Annotated in this window: 23 protein-coding genes; 1 reads left to right on the forward strand and 22 read right to left on the reverse strand. The window is 36.6% G+C overall.

Annotated features, from left to right (window positions below; all coding sequences use genetic code 11):
- Positions 1–30: 30 nt before the first annotated feature.
- From hisD to BO15_RS0109700, 16 genes are all read right to left on the reverse strand, one after another.
- Positions 31–1,317: a histidinol dehydrogenase gene (gene hisD, locus BO15_RS0109625; protein WP_033154126.1), complete on the reverse strand. Its 1,287-nt coding sequence runs from the start codon at positions 1,315–1,317 to the stop codon at positions 31–33.
- A complete protein-coding gene (hisG, locus tag BO15_RS0109630) occupies positions 1,304–1,963 on the reverse strand; it encodes an ATP phosphoribosyltransferase (RefSeq protein WP_033154127.1) in 660 nt (219 codons plus the stop codon). Before hisG ends, hisD begins: the two co-directional genes overlap by 14 nt.
- On the reverse strand, positions 1,960–2,949 hold the full coding sequence (gene hisZ, locus BO15_RS0109635) for an ATP phosphoribosyltransferase regulatory subunit (RefSeq protein ID WP_033154128.1): 990 nt from the start codon (positions 2,947–2,949) through the stop codon (positions 1,960–1,962). Before hisZ ends, hisG begins: the two co-directional genes overlap by 4 nt.
- A 107-nt stretch (positions 2,950–3,056) precedes the next feature.
- A complete protein-coding gene (locus BO15_RS0109640) occupies positions 3,057–3,587 on the reverse strand; it encodes a Holliday junction resolvase RecU (protein ID WP_033154129.1) in 531 nt (176 codons plus the stop codon).
- Complete coding sequence (locus BO15_RS0109645; protein WP_033154130.1) at positions 3,574–4,509, reverse strand: RluA family pseudouridine synthase; 936 nt, start codon at positions 4,507–4,509, stop codon at positions 3,574–3,576. Before BO15_RS0109645 ends, BO15_RS0109640 begins: the two co-directional genes overlap by 14 nt.
- The gene (locus BO15_RS0109650) at positions 4,478–6,424 is read right to left on the reverse strand and encodes a YgiQ family radical SAM protein (RefSeq protein ID WP_033154131.1); all 1,947 of its coding nucleotides are present in this window, start codon (positions 6,422–6,424) and stop codon (positions 4,478–4,480) included. The genes BO15_RS0109645 and BO15_RS0109650 overlap by 32 nt, the downstream gene beginning before the upstream one ends.
- A 68-nt stretch (positions 6,425–6,492) precedes the next feature.
- On the reverse strand, positions 6,493–7,206 hold the full coding sequence (locus BO15_RS0109655; RefSeq protein ID WP_033154132.1) for an ATPase: 714 nt from the start codon (positions 7,204–7,206) through the stop codon (positions 6,493–6,495).
- 5 nt (positions 7,207–7,211) lie between these two features.
- Positions 7,212–7,700 carry a pantetheine-phosphate adenylyltransferase gene (gene coaD, locus BO15_RS0109660; RefSeq protein WP_033154133.1) on the reverse strand — a complete coding sequence of 163 codons (489 nt, stop codon included), beginning with the start codon at positions 7,698–7,700 and terminating at the stop codon, positions 7,212–7,214.
- Position 7,701: 1 nt separating this feature from the next.
- Positions 7,702–8,253 carry a 16S rRNA (guanine(966)-N(2))-methyltransferase RsmD gene (rsmD, locus tag BO15_RS0109665; RefSeq protein WP_033154830.1) on the reverse strand — a complete coding sequence of 184 codons (552 nt, stop codon included), beginning with the start codon at positions 8,251–8,253 and terminating at the stop codon, positions 7,702–7,704.
- 14 nt (positions 8,254–8,267) lie between these two features.
- The gene (locus BO15_RS0109670) at positions 8,268–8,747 is read right to left on the reverse strand and encodes a CinA family protein (protein WP_052169877.1); all 480 of its coding nucleotides are present in this window, start codon (positions 8,745–8,747) and stop codon (positions 8,268–8,270) included.
- Between the two features lie 2 nt (positions 8,748–8,749).
- Entirely contained in the window at positions 8,750–9,292 is a 543-nt protein-coding gene (pgsA, locus tag BO15_RS0109675) for a CDP-diacylglycerol--glycerol-3-phosphate 3-phosphatidyltransferase (protein WP_033154832.1), read from the reverse strand.
- Between the two features lie 11 nt (positions 9,293–9,303).
- Positions 9,304–10,632, reverse strand: coding sequence for a 30S ribosomal protein S12 methylthiotransferase RimO (gene rimO / locus BO15_RS0109680; RefSeq protein ID WP_033154134.1), 1,329 nt, complete (start codon positions 10,630–10,632; stop codon positions 9,304–9,306).
- 3 nt (positions 10,633–10,635) lie between these two features.
- A complete protein-coding gene (rpoZ, locus tag BO15_RS0109685) occupies positions 10,636–10,878 on the reverse strand; it encodes a DNA-directed RNA polymerase subunit omega (RefSeq protein WP_033154135.1) in 243 nt (80 codons plus the stop codon).
- 2 nt (positions 10,879–10,880) lie between these two features.
- A complete protein-coding gene (gene gmk / locus BO15_RS0109690; RefSeq protein ID WP_033154833.1) occupies positions 10,881–11,516 on the reverse strand; it encodes a guanylate kinase in 636 nt (211 codons plus the stop codon).
- Positions 11,512–11,772 (reverse strand): extracellular matrix/biofilm biosynthesis regulator RemA family protein, encoded by a 261-nt coding sequence (locus BO15_RS0109695; RefSeq protein ID WP_033154136.1) that lies wholly within the window; start codon positions 11,770–11,772, stop codon positions 11,512–11,514. The genes gmk and BO15_RS0109695 overlap by 5 nt, the downstream gene beginning before the upstream one ends.
- A 1-nt stretch (position 11,773) precedes the next feature.
- Complete coding sequence (locus BO15_RS0109700) at positions 11,774–12,652, reverse strand: YicC/YloC family endoribonuclease (protein WP_033154137.1); 879 nt, start codon at positions 12,650–12,652, stop codon at positions 11,774–11,776.
- Positions 12,653–12,792: 140 nt separating this feature from the next.
- Between BO15_RS0109700 and BO15_RS0109705 the strand changes: the two genes are divergently transcribed.
- Positions 12,793–14,544, forward strand: a complete 1,752-nt coding sequence (locus BO15_RS0109705) for an Rqc2 family fibronectin-binding protein (RefSeq protein WP_033154138.1) — start codon at positions 12,793–12,795, stop codon at positions 14,542–14,544.
- Here BO15_RS0109705 and recG read toward each other — a convergent pair.
- The 6 genes from recG to BO15_RS0109735 form a co-directional block, all read right to left on the reverse strand.
- Positions 14,512–16,560: an ATP-dependent DNA helicase RecG gene (gene recG / locus BO15_RS0109710; protein WP_033154139.1), complete on the reverse strand. Its 2,049-nt coding sequence runs from the start codon at positions 16,558–16,560 to the stop codon at positions 14,512–14,514. The genes BO15_RS0109705 and recG overlap by 33 nt on opposite strands.
- A gap of 4 nt (positions 16,561–16,564) precedes the next feature.
- The gene (locus tag BO15_RS0109715; protein ID WP_033154140.1) at positions 16,565–18,100 is read right to left on the reverse strand and encodes a DAK2 domain-containing protein; all 1,536 of its coding nucleotides are present in this window, start codon (positions 18,098–18,100) and stop codon (positions 16,565–16,567) included.
- Positions 18,101–18,113: 13 nt separating this feature from the next.
- Positions 18,114–18,473: an Asp23/Gls24 family envelope stress response protein gene (locus BO15_RS0109720; RefSeq protein WP_033154141.1), complete on the reverse strand. Its 360-nt coding sequence runs from the start codon at positions 18,471–18,473 to the stop codon at positions 18,114–18,116.
- A gap of 140 nt (positions 18,474–18,613) precedes the next feature.
- Positions 18,614–18,799, reverse strand: coding sequence for a 50S ribosomal protein L28 (gene rpmB / locus BO15_RS0109725; RefSeq protein ID WP_015549663.1), 186 nt, complete (start codon positions 18,797–18,799; stop codon positions 18,614–18,616).
- Positions 18,800–18,934: 135 nt separating this feature from the next.
- A complete protein-coding gene (locus tag BO15_RS0109730; protein ID WP_033154142.1) occupies positions 18,935–20,365 on the reverse strand; it encodes a peptidoglycan D,D-transpeptidase FtsI family protein in 1,431 nt (476 codons plus the stop codon).
- The gene (locus BO15_RS0109735) at positions 20,358–21,635 is read right to left on the reverse strand and encodes an FtsW/RodA/SpoVE family cell cycle protein (protein ID WP_167541223.1); all 1,278 of its coding nucleotides are present in this window, start codon (positions 21,633–21,635) and stop codon (positions 20,358–20,360) included. The genes BO15_RS0109730 and BO15_RS0109735 overlap by 8 nt, the downstream gene beginning before the upstream one ends.
- Between the last annotated feature and the right edge of the window lie 18 nt (positions 21,636–21,653).

Below are 21,653 nucleotides of genomic sequence, written 5' to 3' on the forward strand. Positions count from 1 at the left end.
CAAATATTACAAAATATTAAAGTAACTATATTACTCAAAACGCACTTTAATTGAGTTCGCATGTGCTGTCAGTTGCTCGTTGTTTGCAAACTTAACAATATCTGGATATACCTTTTCCAAAGCTTCCTTTGAGTAAGAAATAATGCTTGATTTCTTGATGAAATCGTCTACGGAAAGTGGTGAGAAAAATCTTGCTGTTCCATTAGTTGGAAGGACGTGATTTGGTCCAGCAAAATAATCGCCTAATGGTTCCGATGAATACTGTCCAAGGAAAATTGCTCCTGCATTTTTAACGTAAGTCATATCCTCAAATGGATTTGATGTTACAATTTCCAAGTGTTCTGATGCAATTGCATTTACGCAATCAATAGCATCTTTTTTGTTTTCTGCAATTAATAGATAGCCAAAATTATCAAGTGACTTTTGAATGATATCTTTTCTTGATAGAATTTTTACAAAACGCTCTATCTCGCTTTCTACTTTATCAGCAAGCTCTGCTGAAGTTGTTACTAGGATTGCTGAAGCTAATTCATCATGTTCAGCCTGCGAAAGAAGGTCTGCAGCAACGTAAGTTGGATTAGCTGTTTCGTCTGCGAGTACCAATATCTCAGAAGGACCAGCAATAGAATCGATTGAAACATATCCAAATACAGCCTTTTTAGCAAGAGCTACAAATATATTGCCTGGGCCTACAATCTTATCTACCTTTGCGATAGATTCTGTTCCAAATGCAAGTGCTGCTATAGCCTGTGCGCCTCCACACTTATATATAACATCAACACCGGCTTCATTAGCGGCTACTAGTGTACTTGGGTTGACCTTTCCTTCTTTGTTACATGGTGTTGTCATGTATATTTCAGGAACTCCAGCAACCTTTGCTGGCATAACATTCATTAGAACCGAAGATGGATATACAGCCTTTCCTCCAGGTACGTAAACACCAACTCTTGCAAGAGGAGATACTTTCTGGCCAAGGATAATACCTTCCTCGGATGTAAACCAGCTATTCTGCTTTTGTTTTGCGTGATAGCTTTCGATGTTTACAAGAGCTTTTCTAATTACTTCAACAAGCTCTTCTGGCACAAGACTGTAAGCCTCTTCTATTTCTTCTTTTGTTACAACAATATTAGAAGCGTTAATATCTGCTCCATCGAACTGCTTCGTATATGCGAATACTGCTTCGTCTCCCTTTTCACGTACCGTATTTACGATATCATTTACAGTGCTTTCATATTCAGTGTATTGACTTGGGCTACGCTTAAGTAGTGATTCTAGTATGTTGTTTATCGTGTCTTTGTTGAGCTTAAGCTTTCTCATTTTCTAACGCTCCCTTCAGCTTTTCAATTAAATCTGTAATTCGTTCATTTTCCATTTTCATTGAAACCTGATTTACAACCATTCTAGCTGATAATGGACAAACCTCTTCTAAAACTACAAGACCATTTTCTCTAAGTGTTGATCCTGTTTCTACAATATCTACAATCACCTCAGATAGGCCTACGATAGGTGCTAATTCGATAGAACCATTTAGCTTAATGATTTCTACTGTTTGATTTTTGATATTGTAAAAATAGTCCTTTGCGATTCTAGGATATTTACTTGCTACACGAATAAGTTCGTGATGTTTAAGAAGCTCTGCAGCTTCGGCTGGTCCGCATACGCACATGCGACACTTTCCAAAACCAAGATCCAATACTTCATAAATATTTCTATTTTCCTCTAGAATAGTATCCTCGCCAACAACACCAATATCTGCTGCGCCATACTCTACATATGTTGGCACATCAGGACCTTTTGCCAAGAAAAACTTAAGCTTTAAATCTTCATTAACAAAGATAAGCTTTCTAGTATCAGGATCCTTCATTTCTTCACAAGTAATTCCAATAGTTTCAAAGAGCTCTAATGTCTTTTTTGCTAAACGCCCTTTTCCAAGGGCAAATGTTAAATATCTATCTTCACTCATGACTGTCTCCTAAGTGCTAACATTAACTGATCAACTGTAATTGCAAAACCAATAGCTGGAGCTTCTTTACCAAAGTGGCTTAGAAGGGAGTCGTATCTTCCTCCCTTTACAAGAGGCTCACCTACGCCGTAGGAATATCCTGTAAATATAATGCCTGTATAGTATTTGTATTCAGAAATCATTCCCAGCTCAAATGTGATGTAATCCATTACCTTGTTTTTGTTTAAAAGCTCATATAGCTTTGTTAGGTATTCTAAAGCATCATATACTTTTTTATATTTCTTTGCTTTTTCCAAATAAGGAGCCCATTCCTTAGGCGAATTCATTATTTTGCCTGTGATGTCAAACAAATCAATTAATCCGTTGCTTACTTCTGCTTGCTGTAAAAGCTCTTTTGCACCAAAGAAGTTTTTATTTGAAATAAGATTGATTAGCTTTTCTTCCTGGTCGTCAGAAAGGTTTGCTGCCTCAATTAATCCTCTTACGACATCGATATGACCAACACCAATTTCAAATTCCTTTAATCCAAGCTTCTTTAACGCATTTACGGTAATAGTAAGGATTTCTGCATCTGCATCAACAGAGCTATCGCCAATAAATTCGCAACCTGCTTGAGTGCTTTCCTTTAATCGGCCTTGAAGGCTGTGGTAATTGATAAAAACATTTCCTTCATAAGAAAGCTTTACCGCTTCATCTGTATCGGAAAAATACATTGCAGCAGCTCTGGCAACTGATGGTGTAATATCTGGTCTAAGTACAAGTGTATTACCATCTCGGTCAAAGAATTTAAACATCTCATTAGATTTGCAGCTCCCTACTTCTTTTGAAAATGTATCAAAATATTCGAATGTAGGTGTAGATATTGGAGAATATCCAGCATCTCTAAAGCATTTTCTAAGATTATAAAGTGCATCTAAACGCTGCTCATATTCACTGTTATAAATGTCTCTTACTCCTTCTGGAGTGTGTAATGTAAGATTTTTCATTTCGCACCTCTTGTACAAAACTATACTTTAGTCTGCTAATGTAATAAAGTGATTATACAATATAATTGCCCCACAGTCAAATAGACCATGAGGCAATTGCATTGTTACTATTTTCTATTTTTTAAATCTACGTTTATCATATCAAGATAAGGCACTAGCAGATTTGGCTTTGTAGTAAAGAAGTATTTTTCGTCAAGCTCTTCTATCCTAAAGCTCTTTCTGCCACCCTCTTGCATTCTATCCCAAAATTCCTTTAGCTTTTCAAAGGTCAGATAATAATATACATCTCTCTCGCTAAAGAAAATAAGAATAAATGCTAGACCATCTTGGGACTCCCAATTTCCCATGAAATTAACCTGGTGCTCATGTATGTTTTGAAGGGGAAATGTGTCTTTGTTACATTCCTTGGCGTCAAAACATACAGGAATTCCCTGGATTGCACCAACATAATCGACGGTGGATTTTTGATCAAAATAAGCAAGGGTTATATGACCTTTGTTATCCATATCGATTGGTGTGATTGGTGTTGGAATCTTTTGGATGAGGGCCAAACCGTTTTCAGCATATACCTCATTTGTCTTATTAATAAATTCTTCGAATGTGGAACCACGAAGTCCACGTGATTTATATGTAGCCATTAAACTCCCCTGGTAAATCACAGACAAACTTTCTTCCATCAGCAAACTCTATTGAGTATGCATGCAAAAGCTGTCCCCTAACATTTTCTTTTTTATTAATTGATGTATTACCGTATTTATTGTCGCCTAATATAGGATGACCAATTGAGGCAAGGTGTGCCCTTATCTGATGTGTTCTTCCAGTAATTAAGTGAATCTCTAGCAGGGTAAAATCCTTACCAACATGTGATATAGGCCTATAAGCCGTTTTAATAGGCTTAGAATCCTTTGTTTCAGTTTTAGTTATAGAAACCTTATTGGTTGCTTCATCCTTTGATAAAAAGCCATCTATCTGCTGCTCTTCATCAATATTGCCAAGCACCACTGCACGATATAATTTCTTACAGCTTCTCTCCTTTAATGCTTCGCCAAGCTCCTGGGCAGCTTTTAATGTTTTTGCAAATAAAACTATGCCAGAAGTATTCCTATCCAGTCTGTTGCAAATGCTAGGATGAAAATGCTTAAAGCTTTCTTCTGTAAGGCCTTTTTCGTTTATCAAATATGAAATGGCCATTTCATTAATAGAGATATCTGATGGCGAATCCTTTTGTGATTTGATTCCAGCTGGTTTGTTGATGATAATCATTTCGTCATCTTCGTAAATCACATTAATATTATGGTCTACTTCTTTTAGAGTATGATATAATTCGTCCCTCTCACGGGCTCCTGTCATTTTGGCATATGTTTCATCAGAAAACCAAATCTTTACAATATCACCAGTATTAAGTTTTTCTGTGCCATCAGCTTTTTTGTCGTTCAGTGTAATGTTTTTCTTACGAAGCATTTTGTATATAAAGCTAGTACTTGCTTCACTAAGAATACGTTTTAAATATTTGTCAAAACGCTGATTACTATCGTTTACGTCTATTTTTAGTTCTTTCATTTGTCTTATTTTGTTTTCCAGAAGGCTGTTTTCTAGTATTTTTATTATTTTTTACTGAACTTGATTTTCTTGAATCGTTATTTTTCTTTGAATCACTCTTTTTGAATTCCTTACCTTTAATTTTTCTAGGTGGAATCAAGCATTCCTCGCCAAATCCAATCAAATCCTCTCTGCCTGCTTTTATAAGGGCTTCCTTTACAAGATCATAGTTTTCCGGTCTCTTGTACTGTATGAGAGCTCTTTGCATTGCTTTCTCATGAGGATTTTTGCATATATAAACAGGCTTCATATCCCTAGGATCAATTTCTGTATAGTACATGGTTGTTGAGATTGTACTAGGTGTTGGATAGAAATCCTGTACCTGTTCAGGCGATAAATGATGGTCTCTTAAATATTCAGCAAGCGCTATAGCATCATCGAGAGTTGAACCAGGATGAGAGCTCATAAGATAAGGAACCAAATACTGTTTTAGACCAAGCTCTTTGTTAATCTTGGCATATTTATCACAAAAACTATTATAAACAGAAATATCAGGCTTTCCTAAGTAACTAAGTACATTATTTGAAATATGCTCAGGAGCCACCTTGAGCTGACCGCTTACGTGATATTTACATAAATCGCGAAGGAATGTATCGTCTTTATCATACATTACATAATCGAATCTTACGCCGGAACGAACAAAGACCTTTTTCACCTTTGGAAGCTTGCGAAGCTTTGTAAGAAGGCTTACATAATCTTTGTGATCTACTTCTAGATTTGGACACTTTGTAGGGAATAGACACTGTCTATGCATACATACGCCCTTTTCTAATTGCTTCTTACAAGAGGGATTTCTGAAGTTGGCAGTTGGTCCTCCAACATCGTGTATATAACCCTTGAATTCTGGGTCCTGAGTTATAAGCTTTGCCTCATTTATAATAGATTCATGACTGCGGGACTGGATTATTCGACCCTGATGGAAAGTTAACGCACAGAAATTGCATCCTCCGAAGCAACCGCGATTACTAATCAAAGAGAACTTAACCTCCTTGATAGCTGGAATACCACCGTCTTTTTCATATATTGGGTGATATGTGCGCATATATTCAATGGCGTATACATCATCCATCTCCTGCCTTGTTAAAGGCTTCTGAGGTGGATTTTGGACTACATACATAGCACCATCATATGTTTCAACTAGCTTTTTGGCTGTGAAAGCATCCGTATTTACGTACTGAGTATAGAAACTCTTAGCGTATGTTGCTTTATCTGCTTTAATATCCTCGTAGGAAGGTAACATAATTGCATCTTCAGTAAAGGCTTTGTCACGAGTTTTGAATACAGTACCATCAATATATGTAATATCTTTTACATCCATTCCAGATGCAAGACAATCAGCTATTTCTACAACAGAACGCTCTCCCATTCCATAAGAAATCAGGTCCGCACCAGAATCTAAAAGTATAGAACGACGAACCTTATTTGACCAATAGTCATAATGAGCAAGTCTTCTGAGAGATGCTTCTATTCCACCGATGATAATTGGCTTCTTTTTGTAGGTATGTCTAATCAAATTACAGTACACTACTGTTGCATAGTCTGGTCTTAGACCGATTTTGCCTCCTGGAGAATAGTTGTCGTAATCTCTGCGGTGCTTGGAAACACTGTAATGATTTACCATTGAATCCATGTTTCCTGCACTAACAAAAAATCCCAATCTTGGTTCGCCAAGTATATTGATAGAATTATCATCCTTCCAGTCTGGTTGAGCTATAATGCCCACTGTATATCCATGTAATTCAAGTATACGGCAGATAATTGCAGCACCAAATGATGGATGGTCTACATAAGCATCGCCACAGACGTAGACAAAATCTAGCTGTTCGATACCTCTATCTTTCATATCTTGCTTACTAATTGGTAAAAACTGTGCCATATAAACCTCTTAAATAAAATAAGCCAACTGTATGTAATACAAGTTGGCTGTAAAAACTTATCTTATGATTATTCCTTATTAAAGAACTGCTCAGGAATATCAAGTGCTGGTAAATCCTCATCAGCATCATTAGCGTTTGAAGTGACATTTGCCTGCTGTTGTGGAGCTGGCTCATTCACAGCTGCATCACCTGTAGAATCTAAACTTTGAGCTGGATCAGAATCTCCGTCATTTAATGAATCAGGAACAAGCGCTGCTCTGTTTCCATTAACTGTATCTAAATATACCTGCATTGTGCCAAGGAATGCCTCGTCACGAGCTTTTGTAGTATCAATTGCATTTGCAAGGATAGTTTGGATATTTGCTAAGAGCTCGTCAGTATAAGCGATAGCACCCATTCTGATGTTATTAGCATCTTCTGTTGCTCTATCAATCTTTTCTTGAGCGTTTTTCTGTGCTATTAAAATAACCTCATTAGCCTGAGCATATGCCTGTTGCATAATTTGATGTTCAGATACAAGTTCGTTTGTCTGAACCTGTGCCTGACTAATTATTTCGTCAGCCTTTGCCTTTGCATCTGCGAGAATCTGTTCTCTGTTTGCAATCATTCGCTGATACTTTCTGATTTCATCAGGAGTCTTTGTTCTAAGCTCCTGTAAAAGTGATTCAAGCTCGTCCTTGTTAACTACGATTTTGTTTGTAGAAAAAGCAGATGGCTTACAATCATCAATATAAGCTTCGATTTCGTCAATGATATCTTCAATTTTGCTTGTACTTGCCATGGTAATTACTTCTCCTTGTCTTTAATTTTGGCTTCTATGAGAGGTATAACCTGAGGTGGAACAAATAGGCTGATATCTCCTCCATAAGACGCAAATTCCTTTGCGACTGTAGAACTCAAATAAGAATATTTTAAAGATGTAGGCATAAATAAAGTCTCTAAATCTGGATATTGAACTTTATTTGATTGAGCTATTTGAATTTCGATTTCAAAATCAGTAACAGCTCTAAGCCCTCTAATTATTACCTGTGCATCCTTTGCCTTTGCAAAGTCTACTGTAAGTCCTTCAAAAGAATCGACCTTTACATTGTCTAAATTTTCAGTCAATTCTCTTATCATGTTAACACGTTCATCAATGGAAAACAACGGATTTTTTTGCTTGTTATTTAAAACGCCAACAACAAGTTCATCACAAAGCTTGCTAGCCCTTTTAATAATATCAAGATGCCCATAAGTTATTGGGTCAAAGCTTCCTGGATAAATTGCTCGTCTCATTTTACGCCTTCTTCAAAAATATATGCTTATTAGTCTTGTATAGTTTTTCTTTAGTAATGGTATAGCCTAATTCTGAAACATAGTCTATATCAGTTTCAAGACTTGCTTCCACTATAATGGTGGTTTCACTTGAAATATAGCTTTTGTTTGCTAATGATTCCAAAACCTGCTTTTCAATAAGTTTGTTATATGGAGGATCCATAAAAACAAAATCAAACTCTTCACTTCCGTTAAGCTTGTTCAATGCTGAAAAAACATCTTCTTTGTAAAGAGTAGCTTCATCAGTGAACTTAGCCTTGGATAAGTTGTTTACAATACATGAGATGGCTGATTTGTCTTTTTCTACAAAAACAGCTTCACTTGCTCCTCTACTAAGGGCTTCGATTCCCATTTGACCACTGCCTGAAAACAAATCTAAAAATCTGCAATCAGGAATATCAAAAGAAATCATATTAAATAATGTTTCTTTGATTCTATCAGAAGTAGGTCTGGTGCCGAGGCCTTCAGGAGTCTGTAAATTCATCCCGCGTTTACTTCCGGAAATTATTCTCAAATTTATTACCTCAATTAAATGCTGAGTTCTTTCATGCATTCGTCTAGAAGCTGAAACACTAAATTAGTCGCTTGAGTTCTAACTTCTGTTCTATTTCCAGATAAATGCAATTCTTTAACCTTTACTTTGGATTCACCATAAGAGCATCCAATATAAACAAGACCCACTGGCTTAGTTGGAGAACCTCCTCCTGGACCAGCAATTCCTGTCGAAGATAAACCGAAATCAGCTTTTGCTTTTTTCTTGACTCCGATAGCCATTTCTTTTGCAGTCTGTTCGCTGACAGCACCGTAAGCCATAAGTGTTTCATCTTTTACGCCTAAATTTTTTATTTTGGCTTCGTTGGAATATGTAACATATCCTTCATTGAAACAATTTGAAGCTCCAGGAAAATCTACAATGGAGCTTGCTATCATGCCGCCAGTGCAAGACTCTGCAGTTGAAACAGTAAGTTTTGCTGCTATCAATCTTTCAAGAATATTGGAAATATCCATAATTAGTTCTGCTCCTTGAGAACTTCGCTATTCTGGTAAATGTAAATTACAAGTGAAAGGACTGTAAGAACAAGTGATACCCAAATGAATATCTGTCCTAGTACCTGTAACCAACCAAATGGAAGATTTGCAACAAGGATAATAATCATAATCATCTGTGAAACAGTCTTAAGCTTTCCGAAAATGTTTGCTGCAATAACAACGCCATTCTCAGCAGCTATAAGTCTGAAGCCTGAAATAATGAACTCTCTTGCTACGATAATGATAACAATCCAAGCATATAACTGGCCTGTAGAAATAAGACAAATCATTGCTGAACATACTAAAAGCTTATCTGCTAAAGGATCCATAAACTTTCCAAAATTTGTAACAAGATTGTATTTACGTGCAATCTTTCCATCTAACATATCTGTTAATGATGCAACAATAAAGATTAAATCAGCAATAATACGAAGTGCCTGATTTTCAGGGTTGATAAGTAAAAATAATACAAAAAATGGAATAAGTACAACTCTGAATAATGTAAGTTTGTTAGGTAAATTCATTTCCTTTAAATTCATAACTTTACATCTCCTATTAAATCATATTCGTCAAAACCTGTAACTTCTACATCTACAAATTGTCCACTAGTAAGCTCAGTATCGCTATTTACAAAAATGAATCCGTCTACTGAAGGTGTATCGCGGTATGTTCTACCGATAAAGACACCATCTTCTGGAAGTTTTCCTTCGATGAAAACCTTAAGTCTTCTGCCGATGTAGTTTTTATTATTTGCAAGAGAAATGTCTTTTTGGCAAAGCATCACTTCATCTAGCCATTTTTTCTTTAAATCTTCATCCACTTGATTGTCCCAAGTAGCTGCCACAGTTCCTTCTTCTTTTGAGTAAGCAAATGCGCCAAGTCTATCAAATGACATATCCTTGATAAACTGTAATAATTCCTCGTGCATTTCCTGTGTCTCACCAGGGAAACCGCAAATTAATGTAGTTCTAAGAGAAATATCTGGCATTGACTTGCGCAATCTGTCTGCAATATTCATAATGTCGGCTTTATTAGTCTTTCTTGCCATATTATGAAGAAGCTGATCATTACAATGTTGAATAGGCATATCAATATAGTGGCAAATCTTTGGCTCTGATGCCATGCATTCAATGAGTTCATCAGTGATTTCCTCTGGATATGCATAGAGAATACGAATCCACTCTATTCCATTAATTGCGCATAGCTTGTGCAGAAGATCTGTAAGAGATTTCTTGCCATAAATGTCCATGCCGTAGACTGTTGTTTCCTGAGCAACAAGAATGAGTTCCTTTACTCCATCTGCAGCCAACTGCTTTGCTTCTGCTAAAAGCTTTTCCATAGGTACAGAGCGATAATCGCCACGTAAGAATGGAATTATACAGTAGGTGCAGCGTTTGTTGCAGCCTTCAGCAATCTTAAGGTACGCATAGTGACCACCTGTTGTAAGAATTCTTCGGCCATCCTTAGGAAGTCCTTTTAATTCTTTCTTGAAAACAGGCTTTTCACCATTCTTTTCTAAAACAATATTGATTGCATTTATTAATTCATCATATGAATTAGTTCCAATGATAGCGTCAACCTCTGGAAGCTCTTTAAGAATATCCTCAGTAAAACGCTGAGCCAGACACCCAGAAACAATAAGTCCCTTAAGTTTGCCTGACTCTTTATATGCTCCTAAATCGATGATGGTCTGGATGCTTTCTTCCATTGCATCAGCGATAAATGAACATGTATTTACAACAATAATATCTGCGTCTTCCTCGTTGTCACATATAGTGAAACCATGATCAATAAGATCACCCAGCATATGCTCTGAATCAACAAGGTTTTTATCACAGCCTAATGAAACAAATAATACATTCATAGGTTAGTTGTTTGCATCCTCATTAATAATTTTAATAGCGCCTTCGTTAAGCTCATTAACAGCGATTGAAAGTGGCTTTTCACCCTTCTGGTAGTTGATGAGTGGTTCAGCTCCGTCGATAATCTGACGAGCACGCTTTGCTGTAGCAGCAACGATTGTGTAACGGCTGTTTACAACTGGCTCCTCTCCAACCTCAACATTTTCATTTACCTTTTCCATAAGTTCAACATAAGATGGATGTATCATAATTAATTACTCCTTTCAAATATCTTTAATTCTTCTTGCATTTCTTTGATTGCTGAGCGATTTCTTTCAACTCTGTAATGCTCAGCCTGAATTATATTATGAACCTGATCTACAGCTTTTTCCAATGAATCGTTTACAATCAGGTAATCATACTTGTCCATATTTTGAGATTCCTTGCATGAAATAGCAAGTCTCTCTTTGATTACTTGTTCAGTTTCTGTGCCTCTGCCAACAAGTCTGTTCTCAAGCTCCTTAGCAGATGGTGGCATTGTGAAAAGTAAAAGTGCATCAGGAAACATTTTCTTAACCTGAAGAGCACCCTGAATTTCTATTTCAAGGATAACGTCTTTTTTACGCTCAATCAACTGCTCTACATAAGCACGAGGTGTTCCATATGAGTTGCCATTAAATGTTGCATACTCAAGTAACTCGTTGTTTTCTATCATTTTGTCGAATTCTTCTCTTGTTTTGAAGAAGTATTCTCTTCCATCTTTCTCTCCTGCACGAATATCACGTGTTGTAGCGGAAATAGAAAGATTGTAATCATTAGGATGTGCCTCAAGCAAATGCTTCATGATTGTTCCTTTGCCGGCTCCTGAAAAGCCAGAAAGAACAATTACAAGACCCTTATCACTAATCATTGTCTGTCTCCTCCTTAAATGAATTATCGCTAATTCGATTTGCTATTGTATCTGGCATAAGTGCAGATAAAACCACATACTCATCGCATATTATCACACATCTAGTGCGACGCCCCTGTGTCGCGTCAATTATATTGCCCTTTTCTTTTGCATTAGCAACTATACGCTTTGAAGGTGCCGAATCGGAGGTGATCATCGATACAATTTTATTGCTATTAATAATGTTTCCAAAACCTATATTTATAAAAGCCATATTATTCTATATTCTGGATCTGCTCCCTAACCTTTTCTATAAGTGTTTTAAGAGTGATACCGATATCTGCAATTTCTACATCTGTAGATTTTGAAAGAATGGTGTTTGCTTCGCGATTGAGCTCCTGAGCAAGGAAATCAAGCTTTCGGCCAACCTCTTTATCTAAATCAAATACTGATCTGGTCTCAGCTACATGACTCTTCAAACGAACCATTTCTTCATCGATACAAATCTTGTCTGCGTACATTGTAACTTCCTGAGCGATACGTCCCTCATCGATTTTGGTGTCATCGAGAAGCTCCTGAATCTTTGAAGTAAGACGAGCTTTGTATTCTTCGATAATCTGAGGACTGCGTTTTTCGAGCTTGTCTACAAGAATAAGCATCTCATCCATCTTAGAAACTAAATCAGACTCCAAACGCTGACCCTCAGCAATTCTTGATTCGATGAATTGATCAATGCAATCTGAAAGAGCTGAAAGGACTAATTCCTTAAGGCTATCTTCATCAGCATCATTTTCTGTAAGCTCAATGACATCTGGAAGACGAACAATGCTGCTTGCCTTCATATCGTTGTCTACACCAAGCTTTTCAGCCATAGCAGAAATAGATTCATAGTACTTTGCTGCCATAGCATCATTTACAGATACCTGATAGCAGGCATCAGAATGCTCGAGTAAAGTGATGTAAACATCTACCTTTCCTCTAAAAATACTTTCGCCGATTTTGTTGCGAACTACACTCTCTAAAAAATTAAGTTTCTTTGGGAGTTTGATATTTAAATCAAGATATCTGTGATTAACAGACTTCATTTCTATTGTGACACGGGCATCAGAATTTTCAGCAAAGCCTTTGCCGTATCCAGTCATACTACGAACCATTTGAAGATGTCTCTCCTTAGAATTTTATAATAAAAATTACATTACTCTGAAGTGTACACAGTTGTAATTAATTATAATTAAATGTATCATGATAGTCAACAATAAAGGATGAAGTACTACTACTTTGAAAGGACAAGAAAATGGCATTAGATGGTATTTCTATTCATGCATTAGTACATGAATTTAACGAGACATTTTTGAATGGAAAAATCAATAAAATATCTCAGCCTGAAAAAGAGGAATTATTGATTACTATAAATACTCAAAATGGAAACAAACGATTGTTAGTATCAGCAAACGCTTCTCTTCCATTTATGTATATCACAGATGAGAATAAAACTGCACCAGCACAAGCTCCAGGATTTTGCATGCTTCTTAGAAAGCACATAGGCGCAGGAAGAATCATTGAAATCTCACAAATGGGAATGGAACGTGCGGTTCGTTTTAAAATCCAGCATTTAAACGAAATGGGTGATATTACATACAAATATCTTTATATTGAGATTATGGGTAAACACTCTAACATAATCTTTTGCAACGAAGACAATATGATTCTTGATTCTATCAAGCATATTCCTTCATCTGTAAGTTCTGTACGCGAAGTTTTACCAGGACGTGATTATTTCATTCCTGCTCAGGAAGGAAAAACTAATCCTTTGGATTCTTCTGAGAATGCATTTAAAAGTGTAGTTCTCAAAAGAAGTGAGTCGGTGTTCAAAGCATTAATGTCATCATATATTGGCATCAGCCCAACAATTGCAAACGAAATCTGTTTCAGAGCAGGGATAGATTCTGATGCAAGCTGCGCTTCTCTTTTTGATGAACATAAAGAAAAGCTTTGGGCTAGTTTCTCAGGTTTAATGGATGATATCAGAAACAACAATTACACATATAATATCATTGTAGATGCTGCAAATGGAAAGCCGCTAGAATATGCTCCTGTTACACTTACAATGTATCAAGACATGGAGTCGAAATCATTTGATACAATGTCTGAGGTTCTGATAGAGTTTTATGCTAAGCGTAATCAATATACAAACATTCGTCAGAAGTCTTCAGATTTGCGTAAAATCATAAACAACCATATTGAGCGTGCTTCTAAAAAATTGGATTTACAATTAAAGCAGCAAAAAGACACAGAAAAACGCGATAAATACAAGATTTATGGTGAAATGCTTCATACTTACGGCTACGAGGCAAAGCCAAATGACAAATCAATAACTGTTATAAATTATTACGACAATAAAGAACTGACTATTCCTCTCGACCCAGATTTATCAGCCACAGAAAATGCAAAGAAATACTTTGACAAATTTGCAAAGTTAAAAAGAACAGCCGAAGCTCTCAATATTTATATTGAACAGTCTAAGCAGGAACTAGAGCTTCTTAAATCTATCGAAGCTGCTTTAAATATCGCTGAAAATGAAACAGATTTAGCTGAAATTCGACGTGAATTATCTGATCATGGATTCATTAAGAAGCATTCTGGTAATAAAAAAGAAAAAATCAAGAAAAGTAAGCCTTTGCATTTTGTTGATGATAATGGATTCGATATTTATGTTGGCAAAAACAACTACCAAAATGACGAGCTTACTTTTAAATTTGCTACTGGAAATGATTGGTGGTTCCATACAAAAAAGATACATGGCAGCCATGTAATTGTTAAAACAAATGGTAAGGAATTACCAGACAGTACATATGAATATGCTGCAGAGTTGGCCGCTTACTATTCTTCTGGTCGCGATTCTCAAAAGGTTGAGATAGATTACTTGCAAAAAAAGAATGTAAAAAAGCCCGCTAGCGCTGTAGCAGGCTTTGTAGTTTATTACACTAATTACTCTCTCATGGCCACTCCTACATTAGAGCACGTAAAATTGATTAGCCAAGAATGAGTTTAATGTAGACCTTAGAGCTGGATGATTTTCCAGTTCTGGGTCTTTTTTTAATATGTCGTCTACGTCAGAGGATGCCATTTCAAGCTCGTCGGCGTCTTGATAAATATCGGCAACCTTAAAGCTAAACTCGCCACTTTGTCGAACTCCAAACATATCTCCAGGGCCTCGTAATTTTAAATCTTCTCTGGCGATATAGAAGCCGTCATTTGACTTAAGCATAATATTCAAGCGCTCTGATTCTTGGTTATCTGAGCTTGAATTCATTAAAATACAGTAACTTTGGGCGTCACCTCTACCAACTCTGCCTCTTAATTGATGCAGGGCTGCAAGACCAAATCTATTGGCATTTTCAATCATCATAACTGTTGCATTTGGAACATTGACACCAACCTCTACAACAGTTGTAGAAACCAATATATCAGTTTTATGATTAGCAAAATCATCCATTACCTGATTCTTTTCAGAAGGCTTCATTTTTCCATGCAAAACACCAATCTGATATTTGTCTTTAAAGTGTTCTTTTAGCTTTTTACTGTAATCCGTAACATTTTGCGTTTCGGTTGTTTCTGATGCCTCGACAAGTGGGCAAATTATATATACCTGATGCCCTTTTGCAATCTCATCGGAAACAAATTTGTAAGCGGTTGCTCTCATGCTTTCTTTGATTACACATGTTTTTATAGGTAATCGATTAGCTGGAAGTTCCTTGATTGCAGAAACATGCATATTTCCATAGAGAATCATAGCCAGGGTTCTAGGAATGGGGGTCGCTGACATAACAACAATATGCGGATGATTTCCTTTTGAGGAAAGTTTATCTCGTTGCTGTACGCCAAATCTATGCTGTTCATCAGTGATTACTAATGCCAATTCTCCGAAAGATCTGCCTTCTGATATCAATGCATGGGTGCCAATGATTAAGCATCGCTCATTTTCATCCACCAGCTTTTGCATAGCTTTCTTTTCAGAAACTTTCATAGAACCAGTAAATAAAGCTACAGGAATATCTAATCCAGCATCATCAACCCAGTTTTTGAAACTTTCGTAGTGCTGCTTTGCAAGCACTTCTGTAGGCGCCATGATTGCTGCTTGATATCCAGATAATGCAACATCCAACATAGCCAAAAAGGCAACGATGGTTTTACCACTTCCTACATCACCTTGAATTAACCTCTGAGTAATGTATTCTCCTGTCAAATCACTAGAAATGTCATCAATGACCTTTAATTGATCATTAGTTAAAGCGAATGGTAATGAGTTTCTAAAATCGTCTGTTTCCTGATGATGTGTGATGTTGAATATATTAGGATATGAAACGCCTTTTTCTTCCTGCAAACGGGAATTAAGTATAAAGAAAAACATTTCTTCATAAGCAAGGCGACGGCGTGCTTTTACCAGCTCATCGAAATCCTTAGGAAAATGATATGCGTAAATCGCATCCTTATATGACATAAAATCGTTTTTTGATTCTATATCCTCAGGCAACCTGTTTTCTGGAATGTTACAGTGCTCAAATCCACTTTTAACTGATTTTAATACAAGATTGTTGCTTAGGCCTTTAGTTAAATGATAAATAGGCTGTATTTGCTTACGGATTTCCTCGTATTTATCTCTTTCAAGTATTAAAGGCTGTGTAATCTTGTATCGACCCTTGTCAAATAATAGCCTTCCGTAGAAAACATATATTTTGCCTGGCTCCAGGCTGGATTTAATATAATTCGAATTAAACCAAGCTAAATCAACTGCCACATCATCCACATAAGCTGTTGCTGATAATACATCCAGTTTGTTTCGTGTTCGAAATATCTTTGGGCTTGTCTTGATACGCCCAGCTATGCTAACAAGTGAATTGACGTTATCTTTGTTTGGCATCGATACTTCCGGATAAATTAAATAGGTACGCGGAAAAAAAAGGAGTATATCCTCTATGGTATATACTCCTAACTTGTTTAATAATTTAGTTGTCTTCTCTCCAACGCCCTTAATAGTGTCAATCGGTGATAACAACTCCATAATATTACTCCACTGAAACGATGTATGCGTAAACAGCCTGTCCGCCTTCTGAAATTTCAACTTCAAGATCTGAATACTTCTCAAGAACCTTGTCTCCAAGAGCCTGAGCATCATCCTGATTTGAACCTTCACCCCAGTAGATAGAAACTACAGCGGAATCATCAGAAACCATCTCGTCGATCATCTCAAGGAATGCAGTTGAAATATCAGCATTTACTGAAAGGAGGCCTGAATCGCCCATACCCATCCAGTCATCTTTTCTGATTTCTTTATCATCAATAACAGTATCACGAACAGCGTATGTAACCTGACCAGTCTTAACATTAGAGATTTCCTCTGTCATGGCAGCCTGGTTATCTTCAACGCTAGCGTCTGCAGCGAATGAAATAAGAGCTGTAATTCCCTGAGGAATTGTCTTTGTAGGGATAACGATAATCTTTTTATCCTCACAAATAGCAGCTGCCTGATTTGCTGCGAGAATGATATTTTTATTGTTTGGTAAAACAAATACTGTCTTTGCATTAACCTTTTCTACAGCTGAAAGAATATCGTCTGTAGAAGGATTCATTGTCTGACCACCTGGAATCATGTAGTCACAGCCAAGCTCTGTAAAGATAGATGTAAGACCTTCACCTGTAGCAATTGAAACAAATCCCATTTCCTTTGCTGGCTCTGTAAACTTAGGAGCCTCTTCCTTAACATCTTCTTTTTCGCTAGAAAATACTACTTCATCAGAATTTGCCTCTGTGATAGTAAGCTCAGAAACCTTTCCAGAAGCTAACTTCTCTAACTTAGCTTTTAATTCTTTAATCTGGTATGAAGCAAGTGGCTTCTCAGATTCGATAACGAACTCTACAGCATACTTAGAGATAGCTGGCTTAGCTTTTGGAGCTTCTACAGCCTCTGATGTGTAATCAACTTCCTTACCGATAAGGGCATCGTAAGCACCCTTGAGAACCTGAACAAGACCCTGTCCGCCTGAATCTACAACACCAGCCTGCTTCAAAACTGGAAGCATATCTGGAGTTCTTGCAAGTGTATCCTCTGCTTCTGCTATAACAGCCTCAGCAAATTCTACAATATTGTCTGTCTTTGTAGCCATCTCTGCAGCCTTGTCAGCAGCAGCGCGGGCAACTGTAAGAATTGTACCTTCTTTTGGTTGCATAACTGCCTTGTAAGCAGTCTGAACAGCCTTTTCAAAGGCCTCATTTAAAAGTGGAATATCAACTTCGTCGTGGCTTGAAATAACCTTTGTGAAACCACGGAAAAGCTGAGACAAAATAACACCAGAATTACCTCTAGCGCCTCTAAGTGAGCCAGATGAAATAGCCTTAGACAATGTCTTCATGTCTGGATCCTGAAGTTCCATTACAGCATTTGCTGCAGACATGATAGTCATAGTCATGTTTGTACCTGTATCACCATCAGGAACTGGGAAAACGTTTAATTCGTTAATCCATTCCTTTTTAGATTCAAGATTTTTTGCGCCCGAAAGGAACATCTTTGATAATAAAGACGCATCGATAGTTTGAATCTCCACGTATAAATCCTCCTTAGTCAATAACTCTTACGCCTTCAACGTAGATATTGATTGTATCAACAGTTAAACCAGTAAAAGACGAAACTTTATATTTTACTGTTTCGATGAGGTTCTCTGCTACTGCAGCAACGCTAACACCATATGAAACAATAACATGAAAATCTAACGAAATTGTGTTGTCCTCATTGATATTGACACTAATTCCGTGATTTAAATAATCTTTCTTGAGAAGCTTAACCAAGCCATCTTTCATATTGACAGCAGCCATGCCTACAATGCCGAAGCACTCTACTGCAACTGAACCGGCATAAGTAGCAATAACATCTGTGTCTATAACAATCTTACCAAGCTCTGTTTCCATTTGACCTTGCATAAAATTACCTCCAAATTCGCATATTTACTCATGATGAGAACATTATATACTATGTTTACTAAAAATGAAAGTAAGGATTAATGCCTAAAACAAAAAATAAAAGCCACCCTTCCGAGTGACTTTCAATATCGTGTGTAAGATTAAGCACGCTCAACCTTGCCAGAACGTAAACAAGAAGTACATACATATAACTTCTTAGGTGTTCCATTCACATTACACTTAACGGACTTCACATTAGACTTCCACATATGATTGGATCTTCTATGAGAATGGCTCACATTGTTACCGAAATGAGCGCCTTTTCCACAAACTGCACATTTTGCCATGATTGCACCTCCTTGTAATTTATTTCAAAAACAAATTGCATTGACTAAACGCAACAATCGAATTATAGCAAAGCAAATTGTAAATTGCAATGATTTTTTCACTATATCTTGATTTTATTTTTCTAAGATAATGTATTACTGGAAATATGCATCAAAAACCTTTGCTGCCAATGGAGCTGCATGCTTACTTCCATATCCTGCTCCCTCCATTATAACAGCAATAGCCAGTTCTTTTCCAGTATTATCTATTGCATATCCTACAAACCAGGAATGAGTGATGCTTTTATTGGTAGTATACTCTGCTGTTCCAGTTTTACCATAAACTTTTAAATTGCCGAAATCTACGCTATCAGCGGTTCCATCCATTACAACAGCTTCCATGTATTCATTTAATAGAGCTACTTCGGAATCAGACATTATCTTACCGTAGCTTTTTTCATCTGTTTGACTAACAATATCTCCTTCGGCGCTAACTAACCTATCAGCATAATATGGCTCCATTAATTCGCCGTCATTGGCAATTGCAGATACGAGCATGCACATATGAAGAGGAGAAACTGTAGTATTACCCTGGCCTATAGCTGTTTGGCCTACAAGCTTTTCATCACTGTTTTCAAGAGAAAAGTTGGATGCTTTGGTGGTTTCAATCTGTGTAGGCAAAGTATCATTAAATAATAATTCCTCTGCAGTTTCAGAGAACTCTTCTTTATCTAGATTTATTCCCATATATGCATATGCGCTGTTGCAGGAATTTGAAAATGCTTTTAACAGATTTTCGGAACCATGAGATTTATTACTACTACAATGAATTGTAAAATCCCCTACTTTAAGAGAACCATTGCAATTGTAGCTAAAATCTGAGTTACCATTATTAGCTCTTAAATAGGCTATAGTGGTAACAATTTTAAATGTTGAACCAGGAGGATATGCTCCTTGTGTAGCTCTATTTAAAAGCACTGATTTATTGTTTGATTCACTATTTATGTCATCCCAATATGTTGCAATTGTGTTTGGATCGTAATCAGGTTTTGATACCATCGCAATTACTTTTCCTGTAGAAGGCTCGATTGCTATTACTGCCCCGTCATACATTCCCATGCCTTCGTAAGCAGCAAGCTGAGTTTCATAATCAAATGTCGTGTATAAATCATCACCAGGACTTTTTTTGCCACTGAGATTATTATTAATCTGATCCTTAAGTGAAATGTGGCTTTTCAATAGGTCAAATGAGTAATAAGCCTCTAAGCCTGCCATCCCTTTGTCGACATAGCCTACAGCGTGGCTAAACAGCCTTTCATCTGGATATACACGTATTTCCTGCTTTGTATCATCATAACCTGTCTTGGCTATAATATGCCCATCAGCGGTATATATGCTACCTCTTGTTACATCATCTGAAAAAGCAGAAAATCTTGAGTTATAAGAGTTATAAATAAAATCCTTTGCTCCTTCTTTTACGTAGTAGGAAAGATAGACAATCATAGCAATAAAGACCATGGCAAACATGATTGCTATAACATATATTTCTTTTCTGATTGCTTTCTTAGTAGTCTTCTTTTTAGTCATAACGTCTTCTGCCTTTGTTTATATATATTAATTCATCAGAACACTGTGCGATGTAAAAACAAATAAACATTGAAAGTAGCGAGCTGCCACCATAGCTGATAAAAGGTAAGGTGACACCTGTGGATGGTATAAATTTGATTACGCCGCCAATATTTAATATAGCTTGAATCGAAAAAATAATTGCGATTCCATTGATAACCAACATATAAAAGCTGTTAGAACATGCAAAAGCTCTATTAAAAAGCATAATGCTGGTGCACATCACAATAATTATTAAGCATATAGCTACAACTGCCCCTAATTCTTCTGAGATAGCTGCAAAGATAAAGTCCTTAGTAACAACCGGAATCTTATTTGGCTGACCGTTTGTAAGACCAGATCCAAACCAACCTCCTGAGCCAATTGCAAATAACGATTGTGTTATCTGATATCCCTTATCATCAATGACAGATAAAGGGTCCGACCACGCAATAAATCTGGATTGAATATGAGGAAATTTATTGTATGCATATATTCCACCAACAACAGCAACAATAAACTCTAAAGATAAAACTATATAGTTCTTATAAGCTATGAATATCATGAACACATAAGCAACAAGAAAAATCATTGCAGTTCCTAAATCTCTTGATAATACAAGAACTATAACATGCAATCCTGCTCCAATTGAAGAGAATAAAAAGCCGCGTATATCCTTATATGTCACTATACAACCGCTGATAAAGAATAGATAAGTAAGCTTTACAAATTCACTAGGCTGTATACTTATGCTTCCAAAGGAAAGGGATAGTTTTGCGCCATACTCCACCTTTCCTGTGAAATGCACTATTAAAAGAAGCGCTATGCCAACAAGGGCAAAAATAAATAGCTTTCGATTGATATGCTTGATATTTTTAAGTACCAGCATGGCTAATATAGCAAATCCTGCAGATGCAATGGCAAAAACAAACTGTCTGGTTGCCCTACTCATATCAAGTCTTTCTAGTGCAATAAAACTAAAGCTTAGAAGCATCAACATATTATTTAAAAGAGCTCCAGATTTGCCATAGTTTAGTTTGGTCATTGATATGCTTATTGCAACAAATAAAGCCAGCTGAAAGATAGCCAAAAGAATAATTCTAGGGTCTTCTTTTACATAGTATAAAATGACGGAGCCATTTATCAAAAAACAGACTACCATGATAGCTTGAATAGTAGATAAAATCCCCGATAAATCTTCGCCGATTTTTGCCTCAAATATCTGTATAACATCTAATAGTGTAAACACCATTATAAATATTAAAATTGT

The organism is Pseudobutyrivibrio ruminis HUN009 (assembly GCF_000703005.1).
Taxonomy (GTDB): Bacteria; Bacillota; Clostridia; order Lachnospirales; family Lachnospiraceae; genus Pseudobutyrivibrio; species Pseudobutyrivibrio ruminis_A.

Bases quoted from the DNA above. Each gene is read 5' to 3' on its own strand.
- hisD (WP_033154126.1), bottom strand. From the start codon at position 1,317: ATGAGAAAGCTTAAGCTCAACAAAGACACGATAAACAACATACTAGAA.
- hisG (WP_033154127.1), bottom strand. From the start codon at position 1,963: ATGAGTGAAGATAGATATTTAACATTTGCCCTTGGAAAAGGGCGTTTA.
- hisZ (WP_033154128.1), bottom strand. From the start codon at position 2,949: ATGAAAAATCTTACATTACACACTCCAGAAGGAGTAAGAGACATTTAT.
- BO15_RS0109640 (WP_033154129.1), bottom strand. From the start codon at position 3,587: ATGGCTACATATAAATCACGTGGACTTCGTGGTTCCACATTCGAAGAA.
- BO15_RS0109645 (WP_033154130.1), bottom strand. From the start codon at position 4,509: ATGAAAGAACTAAAAATAGACGTAAACGATAGTAATCAGCGTTTTGAC.
- BO15_RS0109650 (WP_033154131.1), bottom strand. From the start codon at position 6,424: ATGGCACAGTTTTTACCAATTAGTAAGCAAGATATGAAAGATAGAGGT.
- BO15_RS0109655 (WP_033154132.1), bottom strand. From the start codon at position 7,206: ATGGCAAGTACAAGCAAAATTGAAGATATCATTGACGAAATCGAAGCT.
- coaD (WP_033154133.1), bottom strand. From the start codon at position 7,700: ATGAGACGAGCAATTTATCCAGGAAGCTTTGACCCAATAACTTATGGG.
- BO15_RS0109670 (WP_052169877.1), bottom strand. From the start codon at position 8,747: ATGGATATTTCCAATATTCTTGAAAGATTGATAGCAGCAAAACTTACT.
- pgsA (WP_033154832.1), bottom strand. From the start codon at position 9,292: ATGAATTTACCTAACAAACTTACATTATTCAGAGTTGTACTTATTCCA.
- rimO (WP_033154134.1), bottom strand. From the start codon at position 10,632: ATGAATGTATTATTTGTTTCATTAGGCTGTGATAAAAACCTTGTTGAT.
- rpoZ (WP_033154135.1), bottom strand. From the start codon at position 10,878: ATGATACATCCATCTTATGTTGAACTTATGGAAAAGGTAAATGAAAAT.
- BO15_RS0109695 (WP_033154136.1), bottom strand. From the start codon at position 11,772: ATGGCTTTTATAAATATAGGTTTTGGAAACATTATTAATAGCAATAAA.
- BO15_RS0109700 (WP_033154137.1), bottom strand. From the start codon at position 12,652: ATGGTTCGTAGTATGACTGGATACGGCAAAGGCTTTGCTGAAAATTCT.
- BO15_RS0109705 (WP_033154138.1), top strand. From the start codon at position 12,793: ATGGCATTAGATGGTATTTCTATTCATGCATTAGTACATGAATTTAAC.
- recG (WP_033154139.1), bottom strand. From the start codon at position 16,560: ATGGAGTTGTTATCACCGATTGACACTATTAAGGGCGTTGGAGAGAAG.
- BO15_RS0109720 (WP_033154141.1), bottom strand. From the start codon at position 18,473: ATGCAAGGTCAAATGGAAACAGAGCTTGGTAAGATTGTTATAGACACA.
- rpmB (WP_015549663.1), bottom strand. From the start codon at position 18,799: ATGGCAAAATGTGCAGTTTGTGGAAAAGGCGCTCATTTCGGTAACAAT.
- BO15_RS0109730 (WP_033154142.1), bottom strand. From the start codon at position 20,365: ATGACTAAAAAGAAGACTACTAAGAAAGCAATCAGAAAAGAAATATAT.
- BO15_RS0109735 (WP_167541223.1), bottom strand. From the start codon at position 21,635: ATGGTGTTTACACTATTAGATGTTATACAGATATTTGAGGCAAAAATC.